Here is a 23462-nt window from a genome sequence, read left to right on the forward strand (position 1 = left end):
CTTACCATTTGTAACGAATCACGCCTTTGCCAGCATAATTGGCGCTGGAACCTGAAAACTCGGCATCAAAAGCTGCTCCGAGTGAAAGGCCACTGGTCCAGCTCATCTCGGCTGAAATGCTGGCAAGTCCAACATCTTTGGGCTGCGATGCGCCATTGACCCCAAATCCCGCTCCGGGCAGGGCGTTTATTGCAGCGAAAACATTACGCTCATTGTTGAAATTGCGGGCCCAAGCAAGGCGTCCACGGGTTGTAAACACACCGTCCGAGAGTGCGGTAGACTTGTCGAGGCTCAAGCCCAGTTCGCTGCGTCCAACCGTCTCCTTTTGAGAAGAATAGGTAAGCGCATAGGTGTCGCTGCCTTCGTATGCTTTTTCCGAATAGGATGGCAGGTCGAAACTCACAAACTGGCCCGCCGCATAAGGCGTTATGCCGAGCCATGGCGTTTCAAAGCGATAGCCAGCCTCAAGTCGCCCCGACCATGAATTGGCACGATAGCTGCCATTGAGCTGATCCGTTTCGTGGAATGAAACCGTACGTTCGGTATCAACGCTCTGCCAGCCATAAGCCAGCGCACCAGTGATATAGGCATTAGCGATGTTGTGTCTGCCGTAAATACCCGCCTGAAACAGATCAGAGTCACCGCTACCCATGCCATCTGCGAGGCTGAATTTGGTGCCGCCCCCAGCAACTGCGAAGCCGATAATCGTATCGGGCGAAACCAGATAGTCCGCGCCAACAGCGACGCCATAAACGCGACCGCGAGCATCATGCGAACCTATTCTCGCATTGCCATCGGTGGAACGAGCACTACCGTAGCCAGCACCCCAAACACTCCAGCGATTTTCAAATGCTTTCGCATCCGTGACTTGCGATGCTGTGATACGTCCGGCTCGACCCGTCACCAGCGGATCGGCAAGCGTATTCATAAACTGGCTCATAGCATCAACGGTGGTTTGCTGCGCTGCTGTTGCAAGTTCTCCGGAAACCGCGCTCAGTCCATCCGCGTCCAATGCTCCGAAGGCGACAGGAATTTGACCATTCTCATCGAAGAAGTTGACGAGCGCTGTCGAAACATTTTGCTGGTTTACATTCAAACCACCAATGCTCATTTCGAGATCAAGATAAACATTATTGGCATCATATCGCAGAAGCGAGGCGAAATTCTCTGGCAGATCTGTTGTCACTTCTTCGCCAAAGGTCGTGCCTGAAAGGCCTCCATCCGCGGAGAGAATATTGTAACGCTTCATTATGTAAGCGCCCGGGTCAAACATCGCGTGGACGGTGGCACCGCCCAAATCCGCCTGGCCTGAAACATTGACCTTATCTGAATTGGTCTGTGAAACCTCAACCTGATAAGTGGATGATGCTGTAAGTTGCAGATCACCTGCTACGTTTAAGGTGCCGATTGAATTGCCGGGTGCAAGTGTGCCGCCATCGACAAAGGTCTGGCTGACAATACCGTTGCCGCCAAGCTCTGCGCCTTCGTACACTGTTGTCAGTATCGAAGAACCGATGGAACCATTAACGGCAAGTCGCCCGGCCAGCACATCGGTTGCACCTGTGTAACTGCTATCTGCTGTGAGAATGACAGCGCCTTCGCCCTTCTGCTGAAAGTCGCCGGCTCCGCTGATTTTCCCTGCGAATTCAAATGCATCAGAGCGATTAAAGGCCAGCGTTCCATTATTGGCAACATCGCCTGTGATCCAGCCTGATTTGCCGCCGCTGCCGATCTGAAGCGTACCGCTCTCGATGCTCGTGCCACTAGTATAGTAATTATCGGCATCTAGGATGAGTGTGCCGGACCCTGCCTGCACCACTGCACCGGTGCCGACGATCATGCCTGAAAAAGTATAATCATCGCTGCGATTGAATGCGAGCGTACCATCATTGAGCACGTAGCCGCCGATCGATCCGGTTTCGCCGCCGTTGCCGACCTCTAATGTACCTGAAGTGATGAATGTGTTGCCGGTATAGCTGTGATCGCCGGTCAGGATGGTTGTCCCCGAGCCTGCCTGAAGAACCGCGCCTTCTCCGGAAATGATGCCGTTGTAAGTATAGGTGTTTGAACGATCAAAGGTCAGCAGACTGTTATTGACGATATTGGCTGTAAGGGAGCCGGTCGTGCCGCCATTACCAATTTGCAATATGCCGCCAGCAACTACCGTTCCCTGACCATAGCTGCCATTGCCAGAGATGATGAGCCGTCCGGCGCCATCCTTGTAGAGCGTGCCCAAAGATCCGGTTACTGGGCCGCTTAATTCGAGTGTTGTGCCGAAGATTGTATTGATTGTGGCATTTCCAACCAAAGTCACCTGACGATTAAGTTCGATATCGGCAAGAGTTATCAGCGCAGTGTTATTATTTATCTCAAGTCTGGAAAAGCCAGAGTTCAGACCGATGTTCTGTGCATCGGAGATCGCAAGCGAACCACCGTAAATTGTGGTACTGCCGTAATAAGAATTATTGCCAGTAAGCACGAGCATTCCGCTGCCGGTCTTGATCAGATTGCTGTCAAAGTTATTACCGGTTATTCTTCCAGCGAAAAAAGTATCGGTATCCTGCGCGATTGTGAGGGTGGACGCATTAATCGAAATTTGACCGTCACTTCCGATCAGCGAACGCATCCGCAGATCCATACCATTGAGGTCGAGCAAGCCGCCCGTGACCACATAATCGGAGTTGTATGCGATAGCTGAATAGTTATTTTCTTCGATGCGCAACGTACCGTCGTTAATCCAGGTACCACCGGACCAGCTGTTAGCTCCACTAAGCAGAAGCGTACCGCCGCCATCCTTGAACAGCATGCCATCGCCGGTAACGCCACCCGAAAGCTTCATTTCTTCGCCAAGGAGAACATTAATCGTCGACACGCCGCCAAGCGTTATGGCCTGGGTCATGTCAAAGCTGTTCGCAGTTCGCAGCATAGCATTGTCGATAATGAGAGTATTGCTGGATGCGCCAAGGTTCTGCATCGAGGCTATTTGAAGTATGCCACCGCTAACGTACGTATTACCGCTATATGTATTGTTTCCCCATAGAACGAGCAGGCCATCTCCGGTTTTTTCAAGGCCTGATGTGCCGGTCATGTTGGCGCTGATCACAGCCCCTTCATTGTTGAGGACACGTATCTCTGGTACATCGATTTCAAGACCGGGACCGCTGTAGCCCACCAGATTAAGCGTTGCACCCGCACTGCCATCAATTCGGTAATTGCCACCCGCAAACTGCAAGCCGACCGCTGATTGAGTTCCTTCAATCGTGACCAGACCACCAAGCCCACGGAAGATGGCATAGCCATGGCCCCATGTGGTGTCAGCCGTACCGCCAATTGGGTCTGACCAATTCTGATTTGCAGTGTTCCATGTGCCATCCTGATTATTTCCATCAGGAATACCGCCATCCCACAGCTGAAGAATATTCAGCCCCTGAGGACTGACAAGCAGATCAACTGCCCGCGAAACGGAAGTGTCGACGGTGTAATTGTAGCCAAAAGGCGTGGTATCAGGCGTTGAACCGATATTCAGCCCGCCATTTTCCTGCGTCAGGCTTCCGGTATAGGAAATCAAACGATGATAACCGATTGCTGGATCACCTGAGATATTGAGTGTTGTACCATTCAAAGCAACGTTACCGTTAACGACAGTTGTTGCGCTGGTTGCTGTTCCACCAACGGCGAGATTATAATTATAAACCCCGCTGCCATTAAACGTCGCCTTGCCGTTCACGATGAGCGATGCGGCATCGCTCGGCAAGAATGTCCCGCCAGAATTCAGTGTGAGGTCACCATTGATGCTCATCGACCGCGTGCCGGTTGGTGCGAGAGTGCCACCTGCATCAATGATTGTCGTTCCAACCTGACCTGAACCCTCCAGCCGTCCGGCATTGCTGACAGTCAGCGTGCCTCCAAGTTTTGCTCTTTCGGCCATGTCTAAGGTACTGTTGGTGACAGTCGCATTACCATTGAAAAGCGAGCTGTCGCCAGTCAGCTTGGTTGTTCCTGAAAGAAATTTGAGGTTCGCAAAACCCGATATCGAAGCATCAAAACTATAGTCAGTCGCATTATGATTAAAGACTGCATCGGTAAATGGTGCGAGCATGAAATCGTTTCCGACGAAAAAGCCGGGTGCCACCGCATCCTCTCCTTCAGCAGCACCAATATTCACAACCCCGTAAGCTCCGTTGTCACCAACATCTATATAGCCACGCGGAGCACCGACAGTCGCACCATCTGAAATAGTCAGTGAGCCATGTCCGCCGTCATTATCAGCATTGCCTCCGCTGACGTATATTTCCTGCGCTGTCCATTTTGTTCCTGTACCCGTGACAACAACAGAACCCGTTGAACCGGCGTTTCGACCGATGGCAACTTTACCGGACTGAACCTGTGCGCCGTCAGAAACAGTCATTGTTCCCTGACCGGAATTGCCGACAATTAACATGCCATCTACAGTGAGTTTCGACTGCGGGCCTGTAATGCTGGCCATACCCGAGACCAAGCTGTTCTCGCCAATCAGCAGATCTTTTCCAACTTTGACAGTGCCGCCATCGGAAATCTCAAGGTTGCCCGTATTGATAATGCCAACAAGAAGAGACTGATCCACAGTCCATTTCGCAGAATCTGCAGTGCCGTTTCCCTTGACGGCAACTTCACCCCCATCAATGAAACCGATGTCGGATAATAAATCAGACTGGTTTCCAAGCACCAATCGGCCAGCGCTCACGCTCACATCTGCAAAGCGCGAGCTCGCTTTTCCGCTTAGCGTCCAAGTGCCTTCATCCTGCTTCATCAGGTGGTTCAAACCCAGATACTGGGTTCCGATATTCGTGAGATCAAAGATTGCATTCTCACTGCCTGCCAAAGATAGCAAAGCGTCTGTACCCAGATTGACGCCACCGATAAATTGATAACCATTGCGAAGCTGGAGAACATTAGTGGTTCCGTTGATGGAAACAGCCGCCGCGCGTGTTTCATCAGAACCAAGCCCGCCGGAAATCATTCCTGCAACATTGACGATCGATTGAGATGCAGAGCCTTCAATCCCAATGCCACCAGTCGCACCGTCTCCGCCCTGAATAACCGCGCTCGCACCGACTTCTATTCGTAGGTCTGTGCCAGAGTCGAGCCATATGCCCTGACCGCCTTTGCCTGCGAGACCTGGTTGTCCGTTGCTGGGTGACATATTGCCTTTGTAAACGGCTCCCCGACTTCCACGTGGTCCCTGTCCTCCACCATGTCCGCCTCTTACGCTTGCGCCTTCGCCAAGTATAACGTGGCTATGATCCGCATTCTGTCCACCCAATACGATACCAATTCCACCGTCTCCGCCCTTACCGCCATCGCCACCATTGCCGAAATTAGAATTGTTAGCGTAATCGCTGTTACCACCCCAGCCACCCTGACCACCTTTTCCGCCGTTGCCGCCGAAAACGGAAGTGTTCGGTGTCAGGTAAATGGACGTTAGAAAGCCTTCAGCAAGAATGCCTGCGCCGCCATTACCGCCGTTTCCGCCTGTGCCACCATTGCCACCAAAGGCATTATTCAGGCTGGCATCGGTTACTCCCGCGCCTCCGTCGCCACCATAACCGCCATCACCACCGTTGCCAGCGCTGATATTGGCCGAAATGTTCGCGGCAATCTGATCGATGGGGAGTAAGCCCGTGTTCGATGAGGTGAAGGCTAATCCTGCACCGCCGCCACCGCCGCCGCCGCCACCGCCGCCGCCGCCACCTGCTCCATCCCAATGAAAAGTGAACGGGTAAATTGCTGCTGAATATCCAATGCCGCCTATGGCGCCATTGCCACCCCTGCCACCGCTAACGCCGATAATAGGAGTTGAAATGTTATAGAGTGAACCAGAAGAGAAGGTGTTCGTTGCCCAGCCACCACCACCGCCCCCGCCGCTACCACCATCATGTCCATTGTTGAACGGAATAGGAACCCATCCTTTTCCGGCCCCATTCGCTCCTTTTGTGCCATCCGCGCCAGGATAGTTTGCTTGGCCGCCCAAACCACCGCCCCAGGCATGTGGGCCACTTCCTCCCCGCCCTCCGGTTTCTGCGTTTGCAGATGTGGAGTTTCTGCCGCCACCGCCGCCGCCGCCGCCGCCATTGAGATGAGACGCAGCGCCGGAGCTGCCATTAAGAGGTGAGCTGCTGGCATGTTTTCCGCCTGTGCCACCATGGCCCGACGTTTGCTGGGCAAGCGCAGGGCTTGATGAAAACAGAAAGCCGGATAATAGGGCCGAACCGATCATTGCAGGAAGTATGCGTGCCATCGCTGTCGAAGCAGACAGAGACTTCGTTCGCTTTTGCCTGCTCTGCCTTACTTTTGAGGGTTGTCGATTGTTAAATCCGACAGTCAAAATGAAAGTTTGGAACCCCAAATCAAGAAATGTCATCCGGTTCGCCCAGCGCCGAGTTTAAAAACAGATACACAGTTCATCTTTGGTTTTTGAAAATCAGCAATCGCTTTAGGACCAATCGACATACGGGTTCGATGAACCAACAATTATAGCCTGCTAATTCATCGTAAATTTGGACGTAACTCAAGACGCTGCGTATCTTTCAAACATCATTTAGATGTCGCGTCTGAGGTTATGCTGAAGTGCGACTTTCGCAGTTTGGGCTTACGCATAACCGATTCAAGTAATTTTGAAGTTGAGTTCATAGTTTTCTGGCAAAAGTGCTTTTCCGACGCGACTATTTGATCTCTAGGTTTGCCCCACTTGTATCGTTTAGGGCCTCGGTTGGGGAATCTGGTAAAGGCATTGATGCCGGTTTCGAATTTCGCAATGGGGCGATATATGCCGCGCTGCAATTAGTGTCGCGTCGGCTCGGTGAAGCACAGTTCGACCTGATTTATCCAGGATACCGACGTTAGCAAGACAGCTAGAGGAAGCCCACGGCTTCACTAAGCCTGTGGTTTTTTAGCAACGACTGACCGCAGCTCCTATTGGCTATCAGCGAACGAAAAAAGGCTACGTTTATTTCTATGACAATAGGAAGCATTTTTCCACTTCGAAGCACACCGAAGGTTTCAGTTTAAAACCGCTTCAAAAAAATGCAGGAACTGAAAACCTGGCACAGATTGCATGCGAAGACTAAAAGTTGTCGGGTCTGTATTCATTTTTGAATTATGTAATTACAAATGATACGGTGGACATGTTTTCCGAATGCATTTGATTTTTTGTAAATATTACTAAATGATACAATTAGGACGTATACATAACATGGGGGGATGTATGCCAAATTCTGCAGGAAATTTGGTTTCATTTCATAATATAAGTTCCGTTGAAGCTATTGAAATTATAAAGACAAGCGCTGGAAATGGATGGGCGAACCTGCACGCTTTCACTGTTAAAGTGCAGCCCTTCAGTTCTTCATTTACTGCTGTTGATTCGCTGCTTGTTTCTATGGTTCTTAAGGGGCATGCGCGAGGCAAATGGAAAGTAGATGGGGTGGTATCGGAAATACTCCTTCAGCCGGGGTCGTTAATAATTCTTCCTCCTGATAAATGTGTCGAGATTGATATTAAAGATCCTGTTGAGTTTATAAATATTTATGTATCTAAAAGGCTTCTCAGTGACATCATCATAGAATTTTCTTCCGCGGGCAGTGGCCTCTTGCGATTAGATCACAGCTTGTCGGTTTTTGACGATTTTCTTGAGCAGACAATAAGCTCTCTAAAAGAAATACTTTACTTTGGCGGGCGGTTCTCTGCGATAGAAGTGCAATATATAGCACGTGTTATAGTGGCGCGTGTTGTTTCAAAATATTCAACAAATACAACCGAAGAATTGAACACGGAAGTGGGGTTGTCTGTTTCTGTTCTGCAGAAAACTTTCGACTTCATTGATCAAAATCTGCACCGTCGGATTGTTATCGAGCGATTGGCTGAAACATCTGGTGTCGGTGCTGCACAGTTTGCGCGATTGTTTAAGCGTGCCACCAATGTGACGCTGCATCAATATATTATAAAACGTAGGGTGGAGCGTGCAAGCGAGCTTCTTTCTGAAACGCAGATGCCAATAGCTGAGATTGCGCATGAGTGCGGATTTGCGGATCAAGTTCATTTAACGCGCTTTTTCGGCCGTATTATTGGAACTAGCCCCGCATCTTTTAGAAAAAAGGAGCGTCGATCAAATTGAGACGTAGCTACATTAATAAAAAAAATTGCAATTATCAGACAAAAGCCGTCGATATCAGCATAGACAAAACATTGCCTATAGATAAATTCTAAAATGGATAGTTATCGTATTTGAGGGGGTGATTCAGCAATAATTATGAAATGAACATTGCTCACTTTATTATAGACGATAATTCTTTATGTCGGTAGTTATGTGTAATTATTTTGCCATAATTCCGATGGCAGCTTATTTGCTACGGTTCATCTTTCTGTAACCAGTACTGCGACATATGCTGTTACTCTTGGCAATGGTCAAAATGTGACTGTGACGCAAACCGATGCGGCTGGCAATGTGTCCGAAGCAACGTCTTCAAAACTACCCGATACGCTAGTGCCTGATGCGCTCTTGGGTGGTATTGACAAAGTCTTCCTGTTTTCGAGAGTGGACGCGTTAGCGTCACAACTAGCTAATAAAAATTCACTTAATCCAATGAACTCACGGTTTTCATAAAGAGATCTGGCATTATTTGGCGATTTTTTTATTAATTGCAGTAAATTTAGAACGATAGGTTAATTTCATGTTGATGAGATTAATTAATATTTTCGTCAAATAATATTGACATTCTGTTAGTGTTGGCGAATATTATTATAAGAGCTGGTCTAATATATTATTTTATTAGAGGGGTGGATAATTTCGTGCAAAAAAGCGCAATTTTATACAAAATTGGTCTTGGTGCGGTTTTGATATATTCGTCTTTATATCCCGCTACTGTCGAAGCCCAAACCAATATCAATGGTAATCTTAGTGTTCAAATAACCATTCAAAATGAATGCTCGCTCGGTGCTATTGCGGGTGTAAATTTTGGAACTACGGGTTTACTAGCTACAGAAAAAGCGCAGACGGGCCAAATTACTGTAACTTGTACGAAGGGTGCTAATTTTACGCTTACTTTGGATAAGGGTTTGGGAACGGGTTCCACAGAAGCGTTGCGGCTTATGACGAAGTCGGGTGGTACTGATACAATACAATATTCGCTATATCGCGATGCGCAGCATACTCTACTCTGGGGGACGACGACGAACGGTTACTCCGGGTCGGGCACTGGGACATCACAACAGCTGAATGTTTATGGTCGTGTTCCGCCTCAGGATACTCCTTCGGCTGGTGTTTATCAGGATACAGTTCAAGTCACATTGACGTATTAACACGCGTCGCGTTTTGCTCAAGTTAACGCGTCGAGAGATTGTATTTCATAACGCATGTTTCAATCTTCGACGCTCCTTGCTTCGCATTAGAATGTATTGACGGATGTATATTATGAAATGGTTTATCCAGGCGTTCTTTGTAGCGCTGCTATCTTCTGTTGTGTGTGTCAAAGTTAGTTTTGCAGCTAACCTGCATGTCACCCCCGTCGGATTGAACTTAGCAGCACCCGTTGGTGCGGGTCTCGTAACTATCCGTAATGATGGGAAAGCACCAATTACTGTTCAATTGCGCGTCTTTAAGTGGGACCAAAAAACCGGTGAAGACGTATATCTTCCGACCAAAGATGTTGTTGCAAGCCCACCAATGGTGAAATTGGCTCCGGGTGCGCAGCAAGCAGTCAGGGTTGTTCGGACGACAAAGGGTATAAAGGGCCAGGAGACCTACAGATTATTAGTAGACGAGCTTCCAACGGCTTCAAATGCAACGCAAAGTGGCGTTCGTTTTCTTGTCAGGCAGTCAATTCCGGTTTTCTTTAACGACACGTCGGTATCCGGTTCAAAAGTCAAATGGACCGCATCATCTAATGGGCGACAATTGATATTGTCAGCACAGAATAGTGGGGCGGACCGTCTCAAAGTTAGTCAGCTTCTTCTGAAAGATCATAACGGTAAAGGAGTCGCACGCATTGATGGCCTTGCTGGCTATGTTTTGGGTGGTCGCACAAAAAAATGGGTCTTCGCCATTCCTGCGGGTCTTGCCGTTCCGGGGCGTAAATTCACTTTGACAGCAGAAGATGACAAGGGACCAATCCGTGCCAGTGTCTCGATTAGTTCGGGTGGCTAGTTTCATTTGCTTGTTTACTTCATTCTGGGCGTGCCCTGCTAAGTCGGCGCCCCCAGAGATAACTCAAGGCGATGCTAGCGCCGAGATTTCGACCCAAGATCTCTATCTTGAGGTCTATGTTAATGGTGCGTCCACCGAAATGGTCGCAGCCGTTCGTAAAGCGCCTGATGGTATGCTGTCTATGCCAGCCGATCAGTTGAACGGTGTTGGGCTTCAGGCTGGCGAGGGTGCCAAACAATCAGATAACTATGTCGCGCTGGATGATCTAAAAGACGTAACCTACCGAGTGGACGATGCCACTCAGTCAATCTATTTCGATGCAGCGGATGATGCGCGTGTTGCACGGAAAATTGGTGATACTTCAGAGAATACCGAAGCCTTGAAGCTTAAGCGCGATTTTGGTGGTCTCCTTAACTATTCAGTTTTTGGTAATTTCTCTGGTGACAATAAGTTCGGTTCGCCCCAATATCAGGGACTCTCTGCCTCGTTTGACGCGCGGATGTTCTCTGCATTTGGTCTTGTGGAAAGTGGCTTTATTGTTACGTCGGCCCCCAATGAGACCTACGCTTCGAGACGGTTGGCGACGAGTTGGAGTTATTCTGATCCTGAACGCTTAATGACGTATGCAGCCGGTGATATCATTACCGGAGGCCTGTCATGGACACGTCCGGTACGTCTTGGCGGGGTGCAGATCCGCAGAAGTTTTAATCTTCGTCCAGACTTAGTGACTATGCCGATGCCGGAGTTGACTGGCAGTGCGGCAGTCCCATCAACGGTTGAAGTCTATGCAAACAATCTGCGACGGTTCACAGGAGAAGTGGGTACAGGTCCATTTCAGGTGACAGGCGTACCATTTGTCAGTGGCCCTGGCACTGTACAGGTCATTGTTAAAGATCAGTTTGGCCGTGAAACAGTAAAAGAAATGCCTTTTTTCGTTTCATCGCGCATGCTGGCGAAAGGCCTGATCGACTTTAGTTTCGAGGGCGGTTTTGCGCGCCGTGATTTTGGGTTGAGAACAGACAATTATGATGATCGCTTTGTCGGTTCTGGCAGCATACGTTATGGGCTTACGCAGCGCCTGACACTTGAAGCCCATGCGGAGGGTGGTGCCGGTTTGATTTCCGGGGGTGCAGCTGCGCTTTTCAATGTTGGCTCATTTGGCATCGTATCGATGAATGCCGCCGCAAGCCATGCTGATGGTGTTATCGGATATCGTGTAGGCGGTTCATTGGAAGCGTCGTTTTACGACTGGCGATTTTTTGCCAGTACCCAAAGAACCATAGGCGACTACAACGATATTGCTTCTATTACATCGAGGATCAAGAACCTTTCCGAGTTGACAACTATTCAAAACCCTCGCTCTGTCGATCAGGTAACGCTATCACCGCCGATATTTCGAGACGGTTCTTCGCTTAATCTGAACTTTGCCCATCTCAAGGACTTTGATGGGCAAAGTTCAAGTATCTTGGGTCTGTCGTATAGCCGTCCCTTTGTCGGGAAAAGTACGCTTTATGCGAATGGTTATATGGATGTTGCCCAATCTGGTTCCTTTGGAATGTTTGTCGGCCTCTCGATGCCACTAGGCGGGGGCTCCGTCTCCTCTGGTGTAGAAACGACGGATCAAGGCACGCGGCTTCTCACAGATTACAGCTATCCACTTGGACCTGACCCGTGGAGCGTTGGATGGCGGCTTCAGGACTCAGAAGGATATTTCAATGAGAGGCAGGCTGGTGTCACAGTGCGTACCCCTGTTGCACGTGTGGAGGCGACAGGCCGTCAATATGATTCCGGGAGTGGCGGTACATTGGAAGTCTCAGGTGCTATCGCTTCCGCCGGCGGGGGTGTATTTCTGTCAGATCGAATTTATGATGCTTTCGCTGTCGTCGATGCTGGTGCACCAGATGTTCCTGTAACGGTTCACAACCGATCTGCTGGTAAGACAGGTAGAAATGGGAAGCTCCTCGTCCCCGATCTGCTCTCATTGCAAACAAATCTTATTGAGATCGATCCAAGCAACCTTCCAGTTGATATTGATATCCCCGCGACACGAGCGGAAGTGACACCAGCGGAAAAAGGAGGTGTTGTCGTTCGCTTTGGTATTAAGCCCGATAAAGCGACAGCACTGGTTACATTTGTCCGTTCAGATGGTTCGGCTATACCTGTTGGGGCAGAAGGTCGACTTGTGGGAGCAGATGAGCCATTTGTCGTTGGCTATGATGGGCAGAGTTATGTCCGCGGCTTAACTAACAGCAACAGTGTTGAAATTGAACTCCCGGATAGCGTTGACGGTAGCGTGACTTGTCGCGCAGACTTTCCGTTTCATGCGGTCAAAGGAAGCCAGGTCACTTTGGAGAACGTGGTATGCCGATGAAAATTATCATGAAAATCTGTATAATCGCTCTGCTCGGGATGCCAGCGTTGATGTTTTCTACCAATAACTCTGACGCATTGAGTTGCACAGCTACTATATCAAGTCCTATCAATTTTGGTATAGTTGATACATTGGGTAGTACTGCAACCAATACGCAGGGGTTGTTGACTGTGACCTGTTCGGTAACCGCGCTTGACCTGGGTAATTTGCTTCTTGGTATAGCTATTTGCCCCGGTGTTGGTAATGGGTCAGGTGGTGCATCAACTGGTACGCGCTTATTGACTGGACCAGGTGGCAGCCTCCGATATCAAATATATTCAGACGCAAACAGGCAGGTTCCGTGGGGAGGATATACAGGCGGTCTTTTGTTCGGTGATGCGCCCTTATTTCGCATGACGGCACAAGTGGGCACTGTATCACAAAGCTGGCCAATTTATGCATCTGTGCCGGGGCAACAAAACCTCACGCCAGGTCAGTATATCAGCACCTTTAGTGGAACTGCGGGCACTCAGATACGCTATGGTGCTTTGGGAAGTTTGCTCGGTTGCAGTTCGCTTGGTGCTACATTGTCGACGACTGCTAACTTTACTGTTCAAGCAACAGTTAGCCCGAAGTGCAATGTTCTTGCACCCGATAACATCAATTTTGGCACACGTGGGCTGCTGAAAAATAATGTCGCTGCGCAAGGAACGGTTCGTCTCTCCTGCACACAAACTACGAATTATGCAGTCGCTTTAGAAACAGGTGGTGTTTCACCAACCGCGCGACTTATGAAAAACGGAGCCAATAGTGTAATCTATGGACTGTACAAAGATAGCCAGCATCTACAGCCATGGGGAGATGCGGCGGGACAAACCTATAGTTCTGCGGGCACGGGAACCACAACGTCAATTCCCGTTTACGGGCTGGTTTTGCCACAGGCAACGCCACCTGCAGGTGTTTACACCGACACGGTTATTGTTCGGATAACTTACTAGGTGCGGCTGATGTGAAGATTGACTATGGTCTCCATGTTTAGATGAAGTTTACATATCTTCATTTGCATCATGGTTTGCTCGACTGCAAACCCTCATTCCACCCACGATTGGAGCAGAGATTAAAAAGCGTGAATCGGTTTCGGACTAAGATGTGCGTTAGAATAAATATTTAAAGCGCCCGTCTGCTTCAGTCCGGCCAGTTGCCTATCAGCTCAACACGGCGCGCTTTCCATCTTATTGCGAACAGCTTTAATTTCGTCAGTAGCAAGATAAACGAGGCCTTGATTCAACAGCTTCATCGCGCTGACATTCTCAATGATGCACATAATTTCGCTTTTTGTTGGTGGTCTCAGAATGGGTGAGAGACATATCGCCACCACCATTGGGGTACAGGCGATTAAACTCTACCATATCCTTGAAACTGGAAATGACGGCTTCGGCTTCAAAAACAGTTCTGTACAGGAAGCAGAACGAGCAAAGAAAAAATGAAATTTGACCGTGATTGAAAACCTCAACAATACTTTAAAAGTGCATTGCTTTACAAACGCAATCAAAGATTGCGTTTGATGTAACAGGGAAACAGAGGTGCGGGATTAGCCGCTTCCACCTCTGAAAGTCGCAGGACACGTATCACCAACGTTTCAGTACGATCTCACCCGATGAAGTGTAAGCATAGAATCCTGCGGTGGGTCCATATGCATGTGTTGTTGCAAGAGCTACCGCAGCGCGGGCACCCTCTTCGGGCGAATGCCCGGGTCCGTTTCCGGTCATGTCAGTCGACGTTAGGCCAGGGTCTACTGCATTCACTTTAATTCCTTCCCGATCCAACTCCTTCGCGAGCTTGACAGTCAACATATTCAGTGCCGTCTTGGAGGCGCAGTACCCGCCAAAACCGACCGACCAGGTTTCGCTCCGCATGTCGAGTGCATCTGTCAAGGAACTAAGGCCACTGCTCATCATGACGATCCGAGCCGCCCTGGATTTGCGTAACAACGGCAAAAAGGCTTGAGTAACGCGCATTGCCCCTAACACGTTCGTATCGAACATTTGCTGCATCTCATCAATTGACTCCTCAGCAAGTGAAGAAGGTGAGCTGAACATGAGACCGGCATTGTTGACCAATACATCCAGACAACCGCTCTCGCTCTCGACCGTTTTGACGGCGGTGGAAACACTGGAACCGTCTGTAACGTCAAGTTGAAGGGGACGAGCATCAACCCCATCGCCACGCAGTGTGCGAGCTGCAATCTCACCGCGTGACATGTCGCGGCAACCCAGCCAAACGATATATCCGGCTTTACCTAATTGTTGCGCAATGGCGTAGCCGATCCCCTTGTTTGCTCCGGTGATGAGAGCGATAGGCGATGTATGAATCATCAGAATGTCCCTGATTGTTTTAGATTGCAGAGACATACTACGAATTTCGTATTATTCAAATATCGTATTTTGCGATTTGCTGCGTCAGTCGCAAAAAGTTCTCTTGATCAGCCGGATCGAGTGCCTCAAGCATTGCCTTGCAAGAGGCGCGATATCCATCAATATAGCCTGCAACGACTTGATGCCCCTTATCGGTCAGAGATAAGGCAACCGACCTGCGGTTCGTCTCGGGCCGCTGCCGTTCAATTATCTCCCGACGCACCAACCGGTCGACAGAAGACGACATTGTTGTGAGTGCCACTTGAAGATGCCGGGCAACATCGCCCAAATTACAGGCGGGATGCTCATCGATAAAAATGAGCGCCTGAATGTCGAGGGCATTGAGCGAGTTTTGCATCGCTGCCGCAGCCTCAGTGACCTTGAAGCGACGGGTAAAGCGCTCAAACGCAACAGCAAGTTGTTCGATCTGGTCGGGTGTCGGTTGTGTCATTTCTGCTATTAAGCATTTTCGGCCTTTGGATGTAAGCCGAATAGGCCAAAAATAGGCACTGAGTGAATTTGTGTAATTTCCGCCAATCAAGCGAACGTCGAGCCAAAACGACAATCTTGCGGTGCACATTTCCAGGGATGGACGCAGATAAGGTAATAAATCAAACGACTAAAGCGAGAATTTGAGTGGTTCATTTGTGACGTCAGATATAAGCTAAATATCAACTAACAATATCAGGCAGGCTACCCGTGGATCAGATTCTCGCCATTCGAACCTTTGTCCGCGTCGCGGAGGCAGGCTCTTTTGCCAAGGCAGCCGACACGCTGAACCTGCCGCGATCATCGGTGAGCAAGCTCGTGCAGGACCTTGAAGCACACCTTGGCACAAAGCTTGTTGAACGCACGACCCGCTCAGTCACCATGACAATAGAAGGCGTCGCTTATCATGAGCGTGCGCTTCGGCTTCTCGCCGATCTTGATGATATGGACGGCACTATCGCTGGCTCGCGCAGCGCACCAAAAGGAAAACTGCGCGTCGACATAGGCTCTGTACTGGCAAACCAGATCCTTATACCCGCACTCTCAGACTTTCAGCATCATTATCCTGATGTCGACCTCATGCTCGGCGTTAGCGATCGACCTGCGGACCTCGTCAGTGAGGGGATCGACTGCGTCATCCGTGGTGGGGCCCTGAGTGACTCGTCAATGAAGGCGCGAAAACTCTGTGAGTTAGATTACGTGCTTTGTGCCTCACCTGCTTATTTGGGTGGTCTGCATTTGCCGGAACGGCCTGATGATGTGGCCAAGCATCGGATCGTTAGCTACTTTTCCGCCTCGTCAGGAAAGAGGTTTCCATTACGCTTTCAACGCGGCGAAGAGCGAAGCGAATATCTGTCGACATCCAGCGGCATTTCCGTCAACGAAAGCACTGCACATCTCAATGCGCTGCTCGCAGGCCTCGGGATCGGGCAGAGCTTCGGCTTTCTCGCCAGACCACATATCGAAAACGGTCGATTGATCGAACTACTGCCCGACTGGAAGCCGGATAATCACAGCCTGCACCTCGTATACCCAGCCGATCGGTTTCCCAATCCGCGGCTTCGCGCCTTCACACAATGGGCAGAAAGAATATTCGAAGCAGTCGATGCGCGACGCAATGTGTTAGCGGAGACTATCCATCCACGTGGATAATGTCTCCACGCCGAGCGCCTTCTCACTCCTGAACCAATAAACTAAATTCTCCACATCGGACGGCTTAACGCTCAACAGCCAAGCCACTCCCCGAACAGTTTCAGAATTTTAACAGGCCGCACATTGGGGCTGAACCCTTTCGTGCGCCCGCAATCAGGAGAATATAATGACCAACAGACTTGAAAACAAAATCGCCGTTATCACCGGAGCAACCAGCGGCATCGGTCTTGCGACCGCCAGACTTTTTGCTGCAGAAGGTGCACGCGTCTATATCACCGGCAGGCGCAGAGATGCCCTCGACAAAGCAGTGGACGAAATTGGTCATGGCGCCATCGGTGTTCAAGCCGACTCCTCCAATAATGACGAACTGGAAAAGCTGTTCGCTCGGGTACAAGCAGAGCATGGGCGCCTTGATGCCCTGGTCGTTAATGCCGGTGGCGGCACCATGCTTCCCCTCGGTCAGATTACCGAAGAACAGATCGATGACACCTTTGGTCGCAACGTGAAAGCCGTCATCTTCACTGTCCAAAAAGCACTTCCATTACTCGTTAAAGGAGCATCGGTTGTATTGACCGGCTCAACGGCGGGCAGTGAGGGAACCGCGGCCTTCTCTGTCTATTCCGCTTCCAAGGCGGCGGTCCGCAATCTGGCGCGTTCCTGGGCGCTTGACCTCAAAGGCACTGGCATCCGCGTCAATGTCGTCTCCCCCGGCGCCACGCGTACACCCGGTCTGGTCGAGCTTGCTGGTGACGACAAGGAACAGCAGCAGGGTCTGCTCGATTATCTCGCTTCGCGCATCCCGTTGGGCCGGGTTGGTGAAGCTGAAGAGATTGCTAAGGCGACGTTGTTCCTCGCTTCTGATGACGCAAGTTTCGTTAACGGCACTGAACTCTTTGCGGATGGCGGTCAGGCCCAGGTCTAACCCTCTCACAGGAGCGGCCCACAGCCGCTCCCTTGCTCAAGGAGAACCATCAATGCGTGCTACAGTCTATTTCAAACATGGGAAGCCAGAGGAGGTTCTTCAGACTATTGAAGTTGAAGCTCCGAAGCCTCCGGCACTCAACGAGGTGCTGGTCCGTGTCCTTCTTCGTCCGGTTCACCACGGCGACCTTCTCGGTATATCGGGTCGCAACCCACCCGCAGCCGTAGTTTCCAAAGAGGGGGTGCGCGTCGGCTTCGAAGGCTACGGCCTCGTCGAGAAGGCCGGCGATGGTGTTGATCTGAAGCCCGGCACCCGCGTTGCTTTTTTCCCGGGCAAAGGCGCGTGGAGCGAAAAGGTCATCGTGCCAGTCGAATATGTCACCGAAATCCCGGATAATGTGGCGGATGAAGCAGCCGCGCAGCTTCACGTTAATCCGCTCACAACAGCGCTTCTCTTACGGGCCGTTGAGACATCCGGCGCGAAACCTGGTCGCGATGTCGTCGTTCTGACCGCCGCCGGATCCGCCGTCGCGAGACTGGTGGTAGGACTGCTTCTTGATCGCGGCTTCGACGTTGTTGGAATCGTCAGGCGAGAGGCTGGGGTAAACGAACTCAATGTCGTTTTCCCGGACCTGCCTGTGGTTTCCACGGAAGAACCGGGCTGGCAGGACAAAGTCATTTCCGCAGCGGACGGGCATCCGATTGGTGTCGTTCTCGACCCGGTAGGGGGAGAAATTGCGAGTGCGGCGGCAGGGCTTCTGGCTCAGGGTGGCAGCCTGGTATCTTACGGCGACCTTTCCGGACAACCAATCTCTGTTCCGGCGCTTTACTTTTCGACACGTGACATCCGCATCTCCGGCGTGACAGTCGGACGGTGGGCAGGCCTGCCCGCAGAAATTCGCAAGGCTGACCTCAAACTGGCGCTCGAACTCGCTGCCAGCAAGCCAGAACTGTTTCAGGTCGAAAAGACCTTCGATCTGGCAGATGCAGCCAAAGCGGCAGCGCTCGTCGAAAAGCCCGGCAAATCCGGTACGGTTCTGATTGCATCGCGCCTTTGATAATCTCTCATCATATCTTTGCCCGAACCTTTGGGTCCAAACAGCAACATAATCAAAAGCAGGAAAACCATGGCAGACCACAACAAAACCTTACCGACTGGCGTCGTCGTCAGTGCGTACTACCGCGTTCATCCTGATGACCGTCAGACTTTTATCGATGCCGTCATCCCGGAGATGACAGCAGCAGAAAAGATCGAAGGCTGTCGATTCTATGCGTTCGCACAGGACCTGGTCGACCCCAATACCTTTCACCTGATTGAAGGTTATGAGAACGAGCGCGCCTACGAAGAGCACGAGAACTCTGAGACGTTTCTCAAAGCACTTTCTCACGTCGTAAAAAACGTCCGAATACTTGACCGGCAGGGTGCGCGATATGACGTTGAAAAACTACATATCGACGATCCGCGCGGTCGCGTGTCCTAATAATCAGCAGGCGCACGCTTCCCTTCGGACGGGCGATGCATTTCTTTTAAAAGTTATCATACCGTGGCCAATTCAGGCCAATTACGACACAGGAAGGGTTTTGGCCACCTTCCTGTCGTTCCTTACCATTAAAGCTCATGAAAATTACAACTCATCAAAAAGAGAAATTGACTGCTTAAATTATTCTGCTACTGTACCAAACAGTAAAGACTTTACTGATTGGTACAGATTGTAATTTGTATAGGAAAATCCCTATGTCTCGTCCTCCTCTCCCGCCCTTTAACCGTGAAACAGCAATGGAAAAGGTCCGTCTCGCCGAAGATGGCTGGAACACACGCGACGCCGCCAAAGTCGCCCTCGCTTACACGCTCGATACCCGCTGGCGAAACCGCGTCGAATTCGCAAACAACCGCCAGGAAGCTGAGGCCTTTCTGACGCGCAAGTGGAATAAGGAGCATGAATATCGTCTCATTAAAGAGCTCTGGGCTTTCACCGGAAACCGCATTGCTGTACGTTACGCTTATGAATATCGCGACGACAGTGGGCAGTGGTTCCGCGCGTACGGGAATGAGAACTGGGAATTCGCAGAGGACGGCCTTATGGCGCACCGCCACGCATGCATCAACGAAATGCCAATAGCTGAGAGTGATCGACTCTACCATTGGCCTCTGGGTCGCCGTCCGGATGATCATCCTGGCCTGAGCGATCTGGGCCTCTGATCATGGCGCGCATGATCGCTGAGAGGTCCGACGCCATTGCTGCACTGGCCGAAGTATTCCGCGAACATGGATACGAAGGTGCCAGCCTTGCCTTGATTGGCAAGGCCACTGGTTTGGGTAAGGGCAGTCTGTACCACTTCTTCCCAAATGGAAAAGAGGAAATGGTGCGGGCGGTACTCAGCGAAATTGAGCAATGGTTTGAGCATTCCATCTATGTACCTCTGCGAGATGGGAGAGATCCCAATGCCGCCATCACCGCAATGCTGGATGAAACAGCAAAATATTTCAAGTCGGGCAGGCGTGTCTGTCTCGTCGGGGCTTTGGCTGTCTCCAACACCAGAGACCTCTTCGCGCAAGCCATCCGTCGGTATTTCGTAGCCTGGGTCGACGCGCTGCAGTCAGCACTCGTTCGGCGCGGTCACGATAGCGGACAGGCACGTGCACTTTCAGAGGATGCTGTCCTGGCAATTCAGGGAGCGATTGTTCTCTCGCGGGCAATCGACGATCCGGCAGTATTCCAGCGTGCCATCGACCAACTTCGTGGGCGACTGGGCGTTGAGGGCGGTATCGATAATGGTTCCGGCAGTAAAAGGCATTCGTGACGCTTGGTCCAAATAAAGTTTGAGCGCTCTGCTTTTAACCAGCATATCAGTTGTTGAGTTGTGATGATGCTATTTTCAAGACTGACGATATCAGATCTGATCGGCAGTGGATAAGCAATTGCCTGCCACTGCCTCAATCGCTTCGCGGCAATGACCAGATTTATGAACAAACAAATGTTCATGATTACGATGTAACGGGATTCCAGTTGTTGAGGATTTACTGCCTAAAACCGGTTTGAGAAGCATCAACAACGGAGGAGCTTGTAACAATAGGCTAACATCACTCTACGGGTGTTAATATGGCGCGGGGTTCCAGAAGCGCGTCGAGACCATAGGCTCCGATCTCCCGACCAAGACCTGATTGTCTGAAGCCGCCAAAAGGTGCTCGCGGATCATGCGGCGCTCCATTGATGACCACACGTCCGGCAAAAAGCCGCTCAGCAAAGTGCTGTGCATGTGAAGGATCGCTTCCCAGCACATATGCTTGCAAACCATATTCGCTGTCATTAGCGATTGCGGCTGCATCATCTTCATCTACGTAAGTAATGAGGCTCAGAACCGGCCCAAAAATCTCTTCTCTGGCAATGCGCATATCATTACGGACATTGGTGAAGATTGTTGGACGGACAAACCAGCCTTTTGAAAGCCCTTCAGGGCGATCAAGGCCGCCGGTCAGTACCTTCGCACCTTCTTCAAGACCAAGACGAATATAGGACTGCACGCGGTTCCATTGTGCGAGATTGGCCATTGGTCCAATTCGGACGGCCGCATCACGCGGATCGCCAACTTTAAATTTGGCAACTTCCTGCGTCAGGCGTGCTTCGACCTCTGAAAGACGCGCGCGTGGCACAAGAATGCGTGCGCCAGCAACACAGGCCTGACCACTGTTGGCAAAGCCGGACATCAGCGCAATCGGCAGTGCCTTATCCAGATCAGCATCGGGCAACACAATCGTTGCACCCTTGCCACCCAGTTCCAGTATCACCCTTTTCATACCGGCAATCGCAGCCGCCTGGATATGGTTTGCGGCGGATGTAGAGCCCGTGAAGCTGATCGTTGCCACATCCGGATGGCTTGTCAGGGATGCACCAACAACCGGCCCGGTCCCGTTGACGATGTTGATAACTCCCGCTGGCAAGCCAGCGTCATGCAGGCGTTCCACAAAAATCTGCGTTTGAATCGCGCTCTGTTCAGCTGGCTTGATAACCACCGTTGAGCCGGAGCCTATTGCATGCGCAAGTTTGCTCGCGATAAAGCCAAAGTTGCTGTTCCACGGTGTGATGGCTGCCACGACACCACGCGGCAGCATTGTCACACTGCTGCGTCCTGCAATACGATTAAATGCGTAATCTGCAACGGCTTCCGCCATAACGTTAAATGTGGCAGCGGCGTTCTGCGCCGAGAAACCGGTGAAATAATCCGGCGCACCATATTCTTCTCTCATCGCATCAACGAGCTGTTGCGGGCTTTTGAGCACCGCATCACCGAGGCTTTTCAGCATTTCGATGCGCTCAGCTTTGCTGGTTGCTGCCATCGCAGGAAAAGCGCGTTTTGCGGCCGCAATGGCGGTTTTCGCATCATTCTCGTTGCCAAGCTGCACGCTGCCAATAATCTCTTCAGTCGATGGATTGGTAAGATCCAGCCTTTCGTTGCCGTCAGGCGTGACGAAGGCACCGTCGATATAAATCTGATCAATCTTTTGCATGGTAATGGTCCTTGCTGGTTACTGGCCTAGAATTAAAACTCTGCTATTGATAAGTAAACGAGTGCGGAAGTTGTCGGACTGATGAGGAAAATTGATCAATGACCAATGCTACCCTTGCTGAATTGCAGGCTGTTGCTGCTGTGGCGCGCAACAAGGGATTTCGCGCTGCCGCGCGCGAGCTTGGTGTTTCATCTTCGGCGTTGAGCCATGCGGTTGCAGGCTTAGAGGAGCGCCTCAGCGTTAGGCTCTTCAACCGGTCCTCGCGCAGCGTCGCCCTCACAACGGCCGGTGAACGGCTGGTCGCCGAGTTGATACCGGCGCTCAACGCCATTGATATCGCCCTCGACAATATCAGCGAAGAAGGCCCTGAGCCGACAGGCGTTCTGCGGCTCAATATGGCAATCGGTGCCGCCCGTATGCTGATGAGACCGCTCATCCTTGAATATCTGCGGCTTTATCCGCGAATGGAGGTAGAACTGATAACCGAAGGTGGTCTGATCGACGTTATTGGTGAGGGCTTTGATGCTGGTATCCGCCTCAGAGAGGCTGTATCACCCGATATGATTGCTATCCCGATCATTCCAAAAATACGCTCGGTTGTTGTTGCTTCTCCCGATTATTTTGAAGGTCACGGCATACCTCTGCATCCGCTTGATCTGATGAAGCACCATTGCATTCGCGCCAGAATGGTCAGTGGTCGCTATTACCAATGGGAGTTCGAAAATCAGGGCGAGGAACTGCGCGTCGATGTTCCTGGTCAATTGGTTCTTGATGAAAGCGGCCTGATGCTCGAAGCTGCTCTTGCAGGTGCGGGACCTGCATATCTCTCTGAATTCGCGGTAGAACCCCACCTGAAAACGGGTAAACTTATTCAAGTCCTTAAAGAATGGACTCCACCTTATGATGGATTGTGTCTCTACTATCCCGGACGCAGGCATGTACCGGCTAAGCTTCGTGCATTTATCGAACTTGCCAGAAGCTATGCATCATCCTGTTAAATGAAAGAAAACGGCGCTGATTATGTATTTCGGCGCCGATATCTTTCAGGCATTTCGTTCTGAGATCAGCCTGCACCTGTCAGCAAGCTGAAAAAACCCGCTAGCGCTGAAGGTTCGTCAAAAGTCAGGTACCGCGCAGATTTCACCCCTGTCGAAAAGGCATTGTTACGTAAGGTTTAAGAGAAAATTGCCACTGGGCTTTAAAATCGCAATGGAAAGCTGGTTAATCTTGTGGGAATCCCAGAGTGCAAAAATACTCCAATTTGTGTCGTTGCGATCCAATATGAAAAGGAAGCGCTATAAACCAATTAGAAATGCCGTTAGTTTCAAATCAGAGTGCATGCTCTTAAATACTGCGAGTGCCTTAAATTTAGCTCTATGCCTATTTTCTAGGCATCTAAAGGCTGGCATGGCATCGTTGCGTAATTGGCGTTTAGCTATTCTTGCTTGCCCT

17 protein-coding genes and 1 pseudogene are annotated in these 23462 nt (G+C 50.7%); 14 read left to right on the forward strand and 4 right to left on the reverse strand.

Annotated elements, in window-relative coordinates:
* Position 1: 1 nt before the first annotated feature.
* Positions 2-6400 carry an autotransporter domain-containing protein gene (locus WH356_RS14525; protein WP_339511967.1) on the reverse strand — a complete coding sequence of 2133 codons (6399 nt, stop codon included), beginning with the start codon at positions 6398-6400 and terminating at the stop codon, positions 2-4.
* A gap of 843 nt (positions 6401-7243) precedes the next feature.
* On the opposite strand from WH356_RS14525, the gene WH356_RS14530 reads away from it, so the two are divergent.
* The 7 genes and pseudogenes from WH356_RS14530 (at position 7244) to WH356_RS14555 (ending at position 14014) form a co-directional block, all read left to right on the forward strand.
* Entirely contained in the window at positions 7244-8149 is a 906-nt protein-coding gene (locus WH356_RS14530; protein WP_339511969.1) for an AraC family transcriptional regulator, read from the forward strand.
* A 222-nt stretch (positions 8150-8371) separates the two neighbouring features.
* Positions 8372-8638, forward strand: a pseudogene (locus WH356_RS24110) (hypothetical protein); the annotation flags it as partial.
* A gap of 185 nt (positions 8639-8823) precedes the next feature.
* The gene (locus WH356_RS14535) at positions 8824-9333 is read left to right on the forward strand and encodes a Csu type fimbrial protein (RefSeq protein ID WP_339511971.1); all 510 of its coding nucleotides are present in this window, start codon (positions 8824-8826) and stop codon (positions 9331-9333) included.
* Between the two features lie 112 nt (positions 9334-9445).
* The gene (locus WH356_RS14540; protein ID WP_339511973.1) at positions 9446-10177 is read left to right on the forward strand and encodes a fimbrial biogenesis chaperone; all 732 of its coding nucleotides are present in this window, start codon (positions 9446-9448) and stop codon (positions 10175-10177) included.
* A 139-nt stretch (positions 10178-10316) separates the two neighbouring features.
* Positions 10317-12548 carry a fimbria/pilus outer membrane usher protein gene (locus WH356_RS14545; protein ID WP_339511974.1) on the forward strand — a complete coding sequence of 744 codons (2232 nt, stop codon included), beginning with the start codon at positions 10317-10319 and terminating at the stop codon, positions 12546-12548.
* 8 nt (positions 12549-12556) lie between these two features.
* Positions 12557-13525, forward strand: a complete 969-nt coding sequence (locus WH356_RS14550) for a Csu type fimbrial protein (RefSeq protein ID WP_339511976.1) — start codon at positions 12557-12559, stop codon at positions 13523-13525.
* A gap of 354 nt (positions 13526-13879) precedes the next feature.
* Entirely contained in the window at positions 13880-14014 is a 135-nt protein-coding gene (locus tag WH356_RS14555) for a hypothetical protein (protein WP_339511978.1), read from the forward strand.
* Positions 14015-14155: 141 nt separating this feature from the next.
* Here WH356_RS14555 and WH356_RS14560 read toward each other — a convergent pair whose 3' ends face one another.
* A complete protein-coding gene (locus WH356_RS14560; RefSeq protein WP_339511980.1) occupies positions 14156-14902 on the reverse strand; it encodes an SDR family oxidoreductase in 747 nt (248 codons plus the stop codon).
* A 55-nt stretch (positions 14903-14957) separates the two neighbouring features.
* Positions 14958-15392 (reverse strand): MarR family winged helix-turn-helix transcriptional regulator, encoded by a 435-nt coding sequence (locus tag WH356_RS14565; protein ID WP_339511982.1) that lies wholly within the window; start codon positions 15390-15392, stop codon positions 14958-14960.
* A 248-nt stretch (positions 15393-15640) separates the two neighbouring features.
* On the opposite strand from WH356_RS14565, the gene WH356_RS14570 reads away from it, so the two are divergent.
* The 6 genes from WH356_RS14570 to WH356_RS14595 all read left to right on the forward strand — a co-directional run bounded on the left by WH356_RS14570 (position 15641) and on the right by WH356_RS14595 (position 20305).
* Positions 15641-16582: a LysR family transcriptional regulator gene (locus WH356_RS14570; RefSeq protein ID WP_339511984.1), complete on the forward strand. Its 942-nt coding sequence runs from the start codon at positions 15641-15643 to the stop codon at positions 16580-16582.
* Between the two features lie 166 nt (positions 16583-16748).
* Positions 16749-17504, forward strand: a complete 756-nt coding sequence (locus tag WH356_RS14575; protein WP_310014128.1) for an SDR family NAD(P)-dependent oxidoreductase — start codon at positions 16749-16751, stop codon at positions 17502-17504.
* Between the two features lie 52 nt (positions 17505-17556).
* Positions 17557-18561: an alcohol dehydrogenase catalytic domain-containing protein gene (locus WH356_RS14580; protein ID WP_339511989.1), complete on the forward strand. Its 1005-nt coding sequence runs from the start codon at positions 17557-17559 to the stop codon at positions 18559-18561.
* 69 nt (positions 18562-18630) lie between these two features.
* Positions 18631-18984 carry a putative quinol monooxygenase gene (locus WH356_RS14585; protein WP_339511991.1) on the forward strand — a complete coding sequence of 118 codons (354 nt, stop codon included), beginning with the start codon at positions 18631-18633 and terminating at the stop codon, positions 18982-18984.
* Between the two features lie 254 nt (positions 18985-19238).
* Positions 19239-19703, forward strand: coding sequence for a nuclear transport factor 2 family protein (locus WH356_RS14590; protein WP_339511993.1), 465 nt, complete (start codon positions 19239-19241; stop codon positions 19701-19703).
* A 2-nt stretch (positions 19704-19705) separates the two neighbouring features.
* Positions 19706-20305, forward strand: a complete 600-nt coding sequence (locus tag WH356_RS14595; protein ID WP_339511995.1) for a TetR/AcrR family transcriptional regulator — start codon at positions 19706-19708, stop codon at positions 20303-20305.
* A 280-nt stretch (positions 20306-20585) separates the two neighbouring features.
* Here the strand turns inward: WH356_RS14595 and WH356_RS14600 are convergent, their stop codons facing one another.
* Positions 20586-22010 carry an aldehyde dehydrogenase family protein gene (locus WH356_RS14600; RefSeq protein ID WP_339511997.1) on the reverse strand — a complete coding sequence of 475 codons (1425 nt, stop codon included), beginning with the start codon at positions 22008-22010 and terminating at the stop codon, positions 20586-20588.
* Between the two features lie 98 nt (positions 22011-22108).
* On the opposite strand from WH356_RS14600, the gene WH356_RS14605 reads away from it, so the two are divergent.
* Positions 22109-23008 carry a LysR family transcriptional regulator gene (locus tag WH356_RS14605; protein ID WP_339511999.1) on the forward strand — a complete coding sequence of 300 codons (900 nt, stop codon included), beginning with the start codon at positions 22109-22111 and terminating at the stop codon, positions 23006-23008.
* The last annotated feature ends 454 nt before the right edge of the window (positions 23009-23462 follow it).

Origin of the sequence: Ochrobactrum sp. MYb379 (assembly GCF_037479515.1) — a bacterium.
Taxonomy (GTDB): Bacteria; Pseudomonadota; Alphaproteobacteria; order Rhizobiales; family Rhizobiaceae; genus Brucella.

Coding starts and splice junctions, on each gene's coding strand:
- WH356_RS14525 (WP_339511967.1), bottom strand. CDS start 6,400: ATGACATTTCTTGATTTGGGGTTCCAAACTTTCATTTTGACTGTCGGA.
- WH356_RS14530 (WP_339511969.1), top strand. CDS start 7,244: ATGCCAAATTCTGCAGGAAATTTGGTTTCATTTCATAATATAAGTTCC.
- WH356_RS14540 (WP_339511973.1), top strand. CDS start 9,446: ATGAAATGGTTTATCCAGGCGTTCTTTGTAGCGCTGCTATCTTCTGTT.
- WH356_RS14545 (WP_339511974.1), top strand. CDS start 10,317: ATGGTCGCAGCCGTTCGTAAAGCGCCTGATGGTATGCTGTCTATGCCA.
- WH356_RS14550 (WP_339511976.1), top strand. CDS start 12,557: ATGAAAATCTGTATAATCGCTCTGCTCGGGATGCCAGCGTTGATGTTT.
- WH356_RS14555 (WP_339511978.1), top strand. CDS start 13,880: ATGGGTGAGAGACATATCGCCACCACCATTGGGGTACAGGCGATTAAA.
- WH356_RS14560 (WP_339511980.1), bottom strand. CDS start 14,902: ATGATTCATACATCGCCTATCGCTCTCATCACCGGAGCAAACAAGGGG.
- WH356_RS14565 (WP_339511982.1), bottom strand. CDS start 15,392: ATGACACAACCGACACCCGACCAGATCGAACAACTTGCTGTTGCGTTT.
- WH356_RS14575 (WP_310014128.1), top strand. CDS start 16,749: ATGACCAACAGACTTGAAAACAAAATCGCCGTTATCACCGGAGCAACC.
- WH356_RS14580 (WP_339511989.1), top strand. CDS start 17,557: ATGCGTGCTACAGTCTATTTCAAACATGGGAAGCCAGAGGAGGTTCTT.
- WH356_RS14585 (WP_339511991.1), top strand. CDS start 18,631: ATGGCAGACCACAACAAAACCTTACCGACTGGCGTCGTCGTCAGTGCG.
- WH356_RS14590 (WP_339511993.1), top strand. CDS start 19,239: ATGTCTCGTCCTCCTCTCCCGCCCTTTAACCGTGAAACAGCAATGGAA.
- WH356_RS14595 (WP_339511995.1), top strand. CDS start 19,706: ATGGCGCGCATGATCGCTGAGAGGTCCGACGCCATTGCTGCACTGGCC.
- WH356_RS14600 (WP_339511997.1), bottom strand. CDS start 22,010: ATGCAAAAGATTGATCAGATTTATATCGACGGTGCCTTCGTCACGCCT.
- WH356_RS14605 (WP_339511999.1), top strand. CDS start 22,109: ATGACCAATGCTACCCTTGCTGAATTGCAGGCTGTTGCTGCTGTGGCG.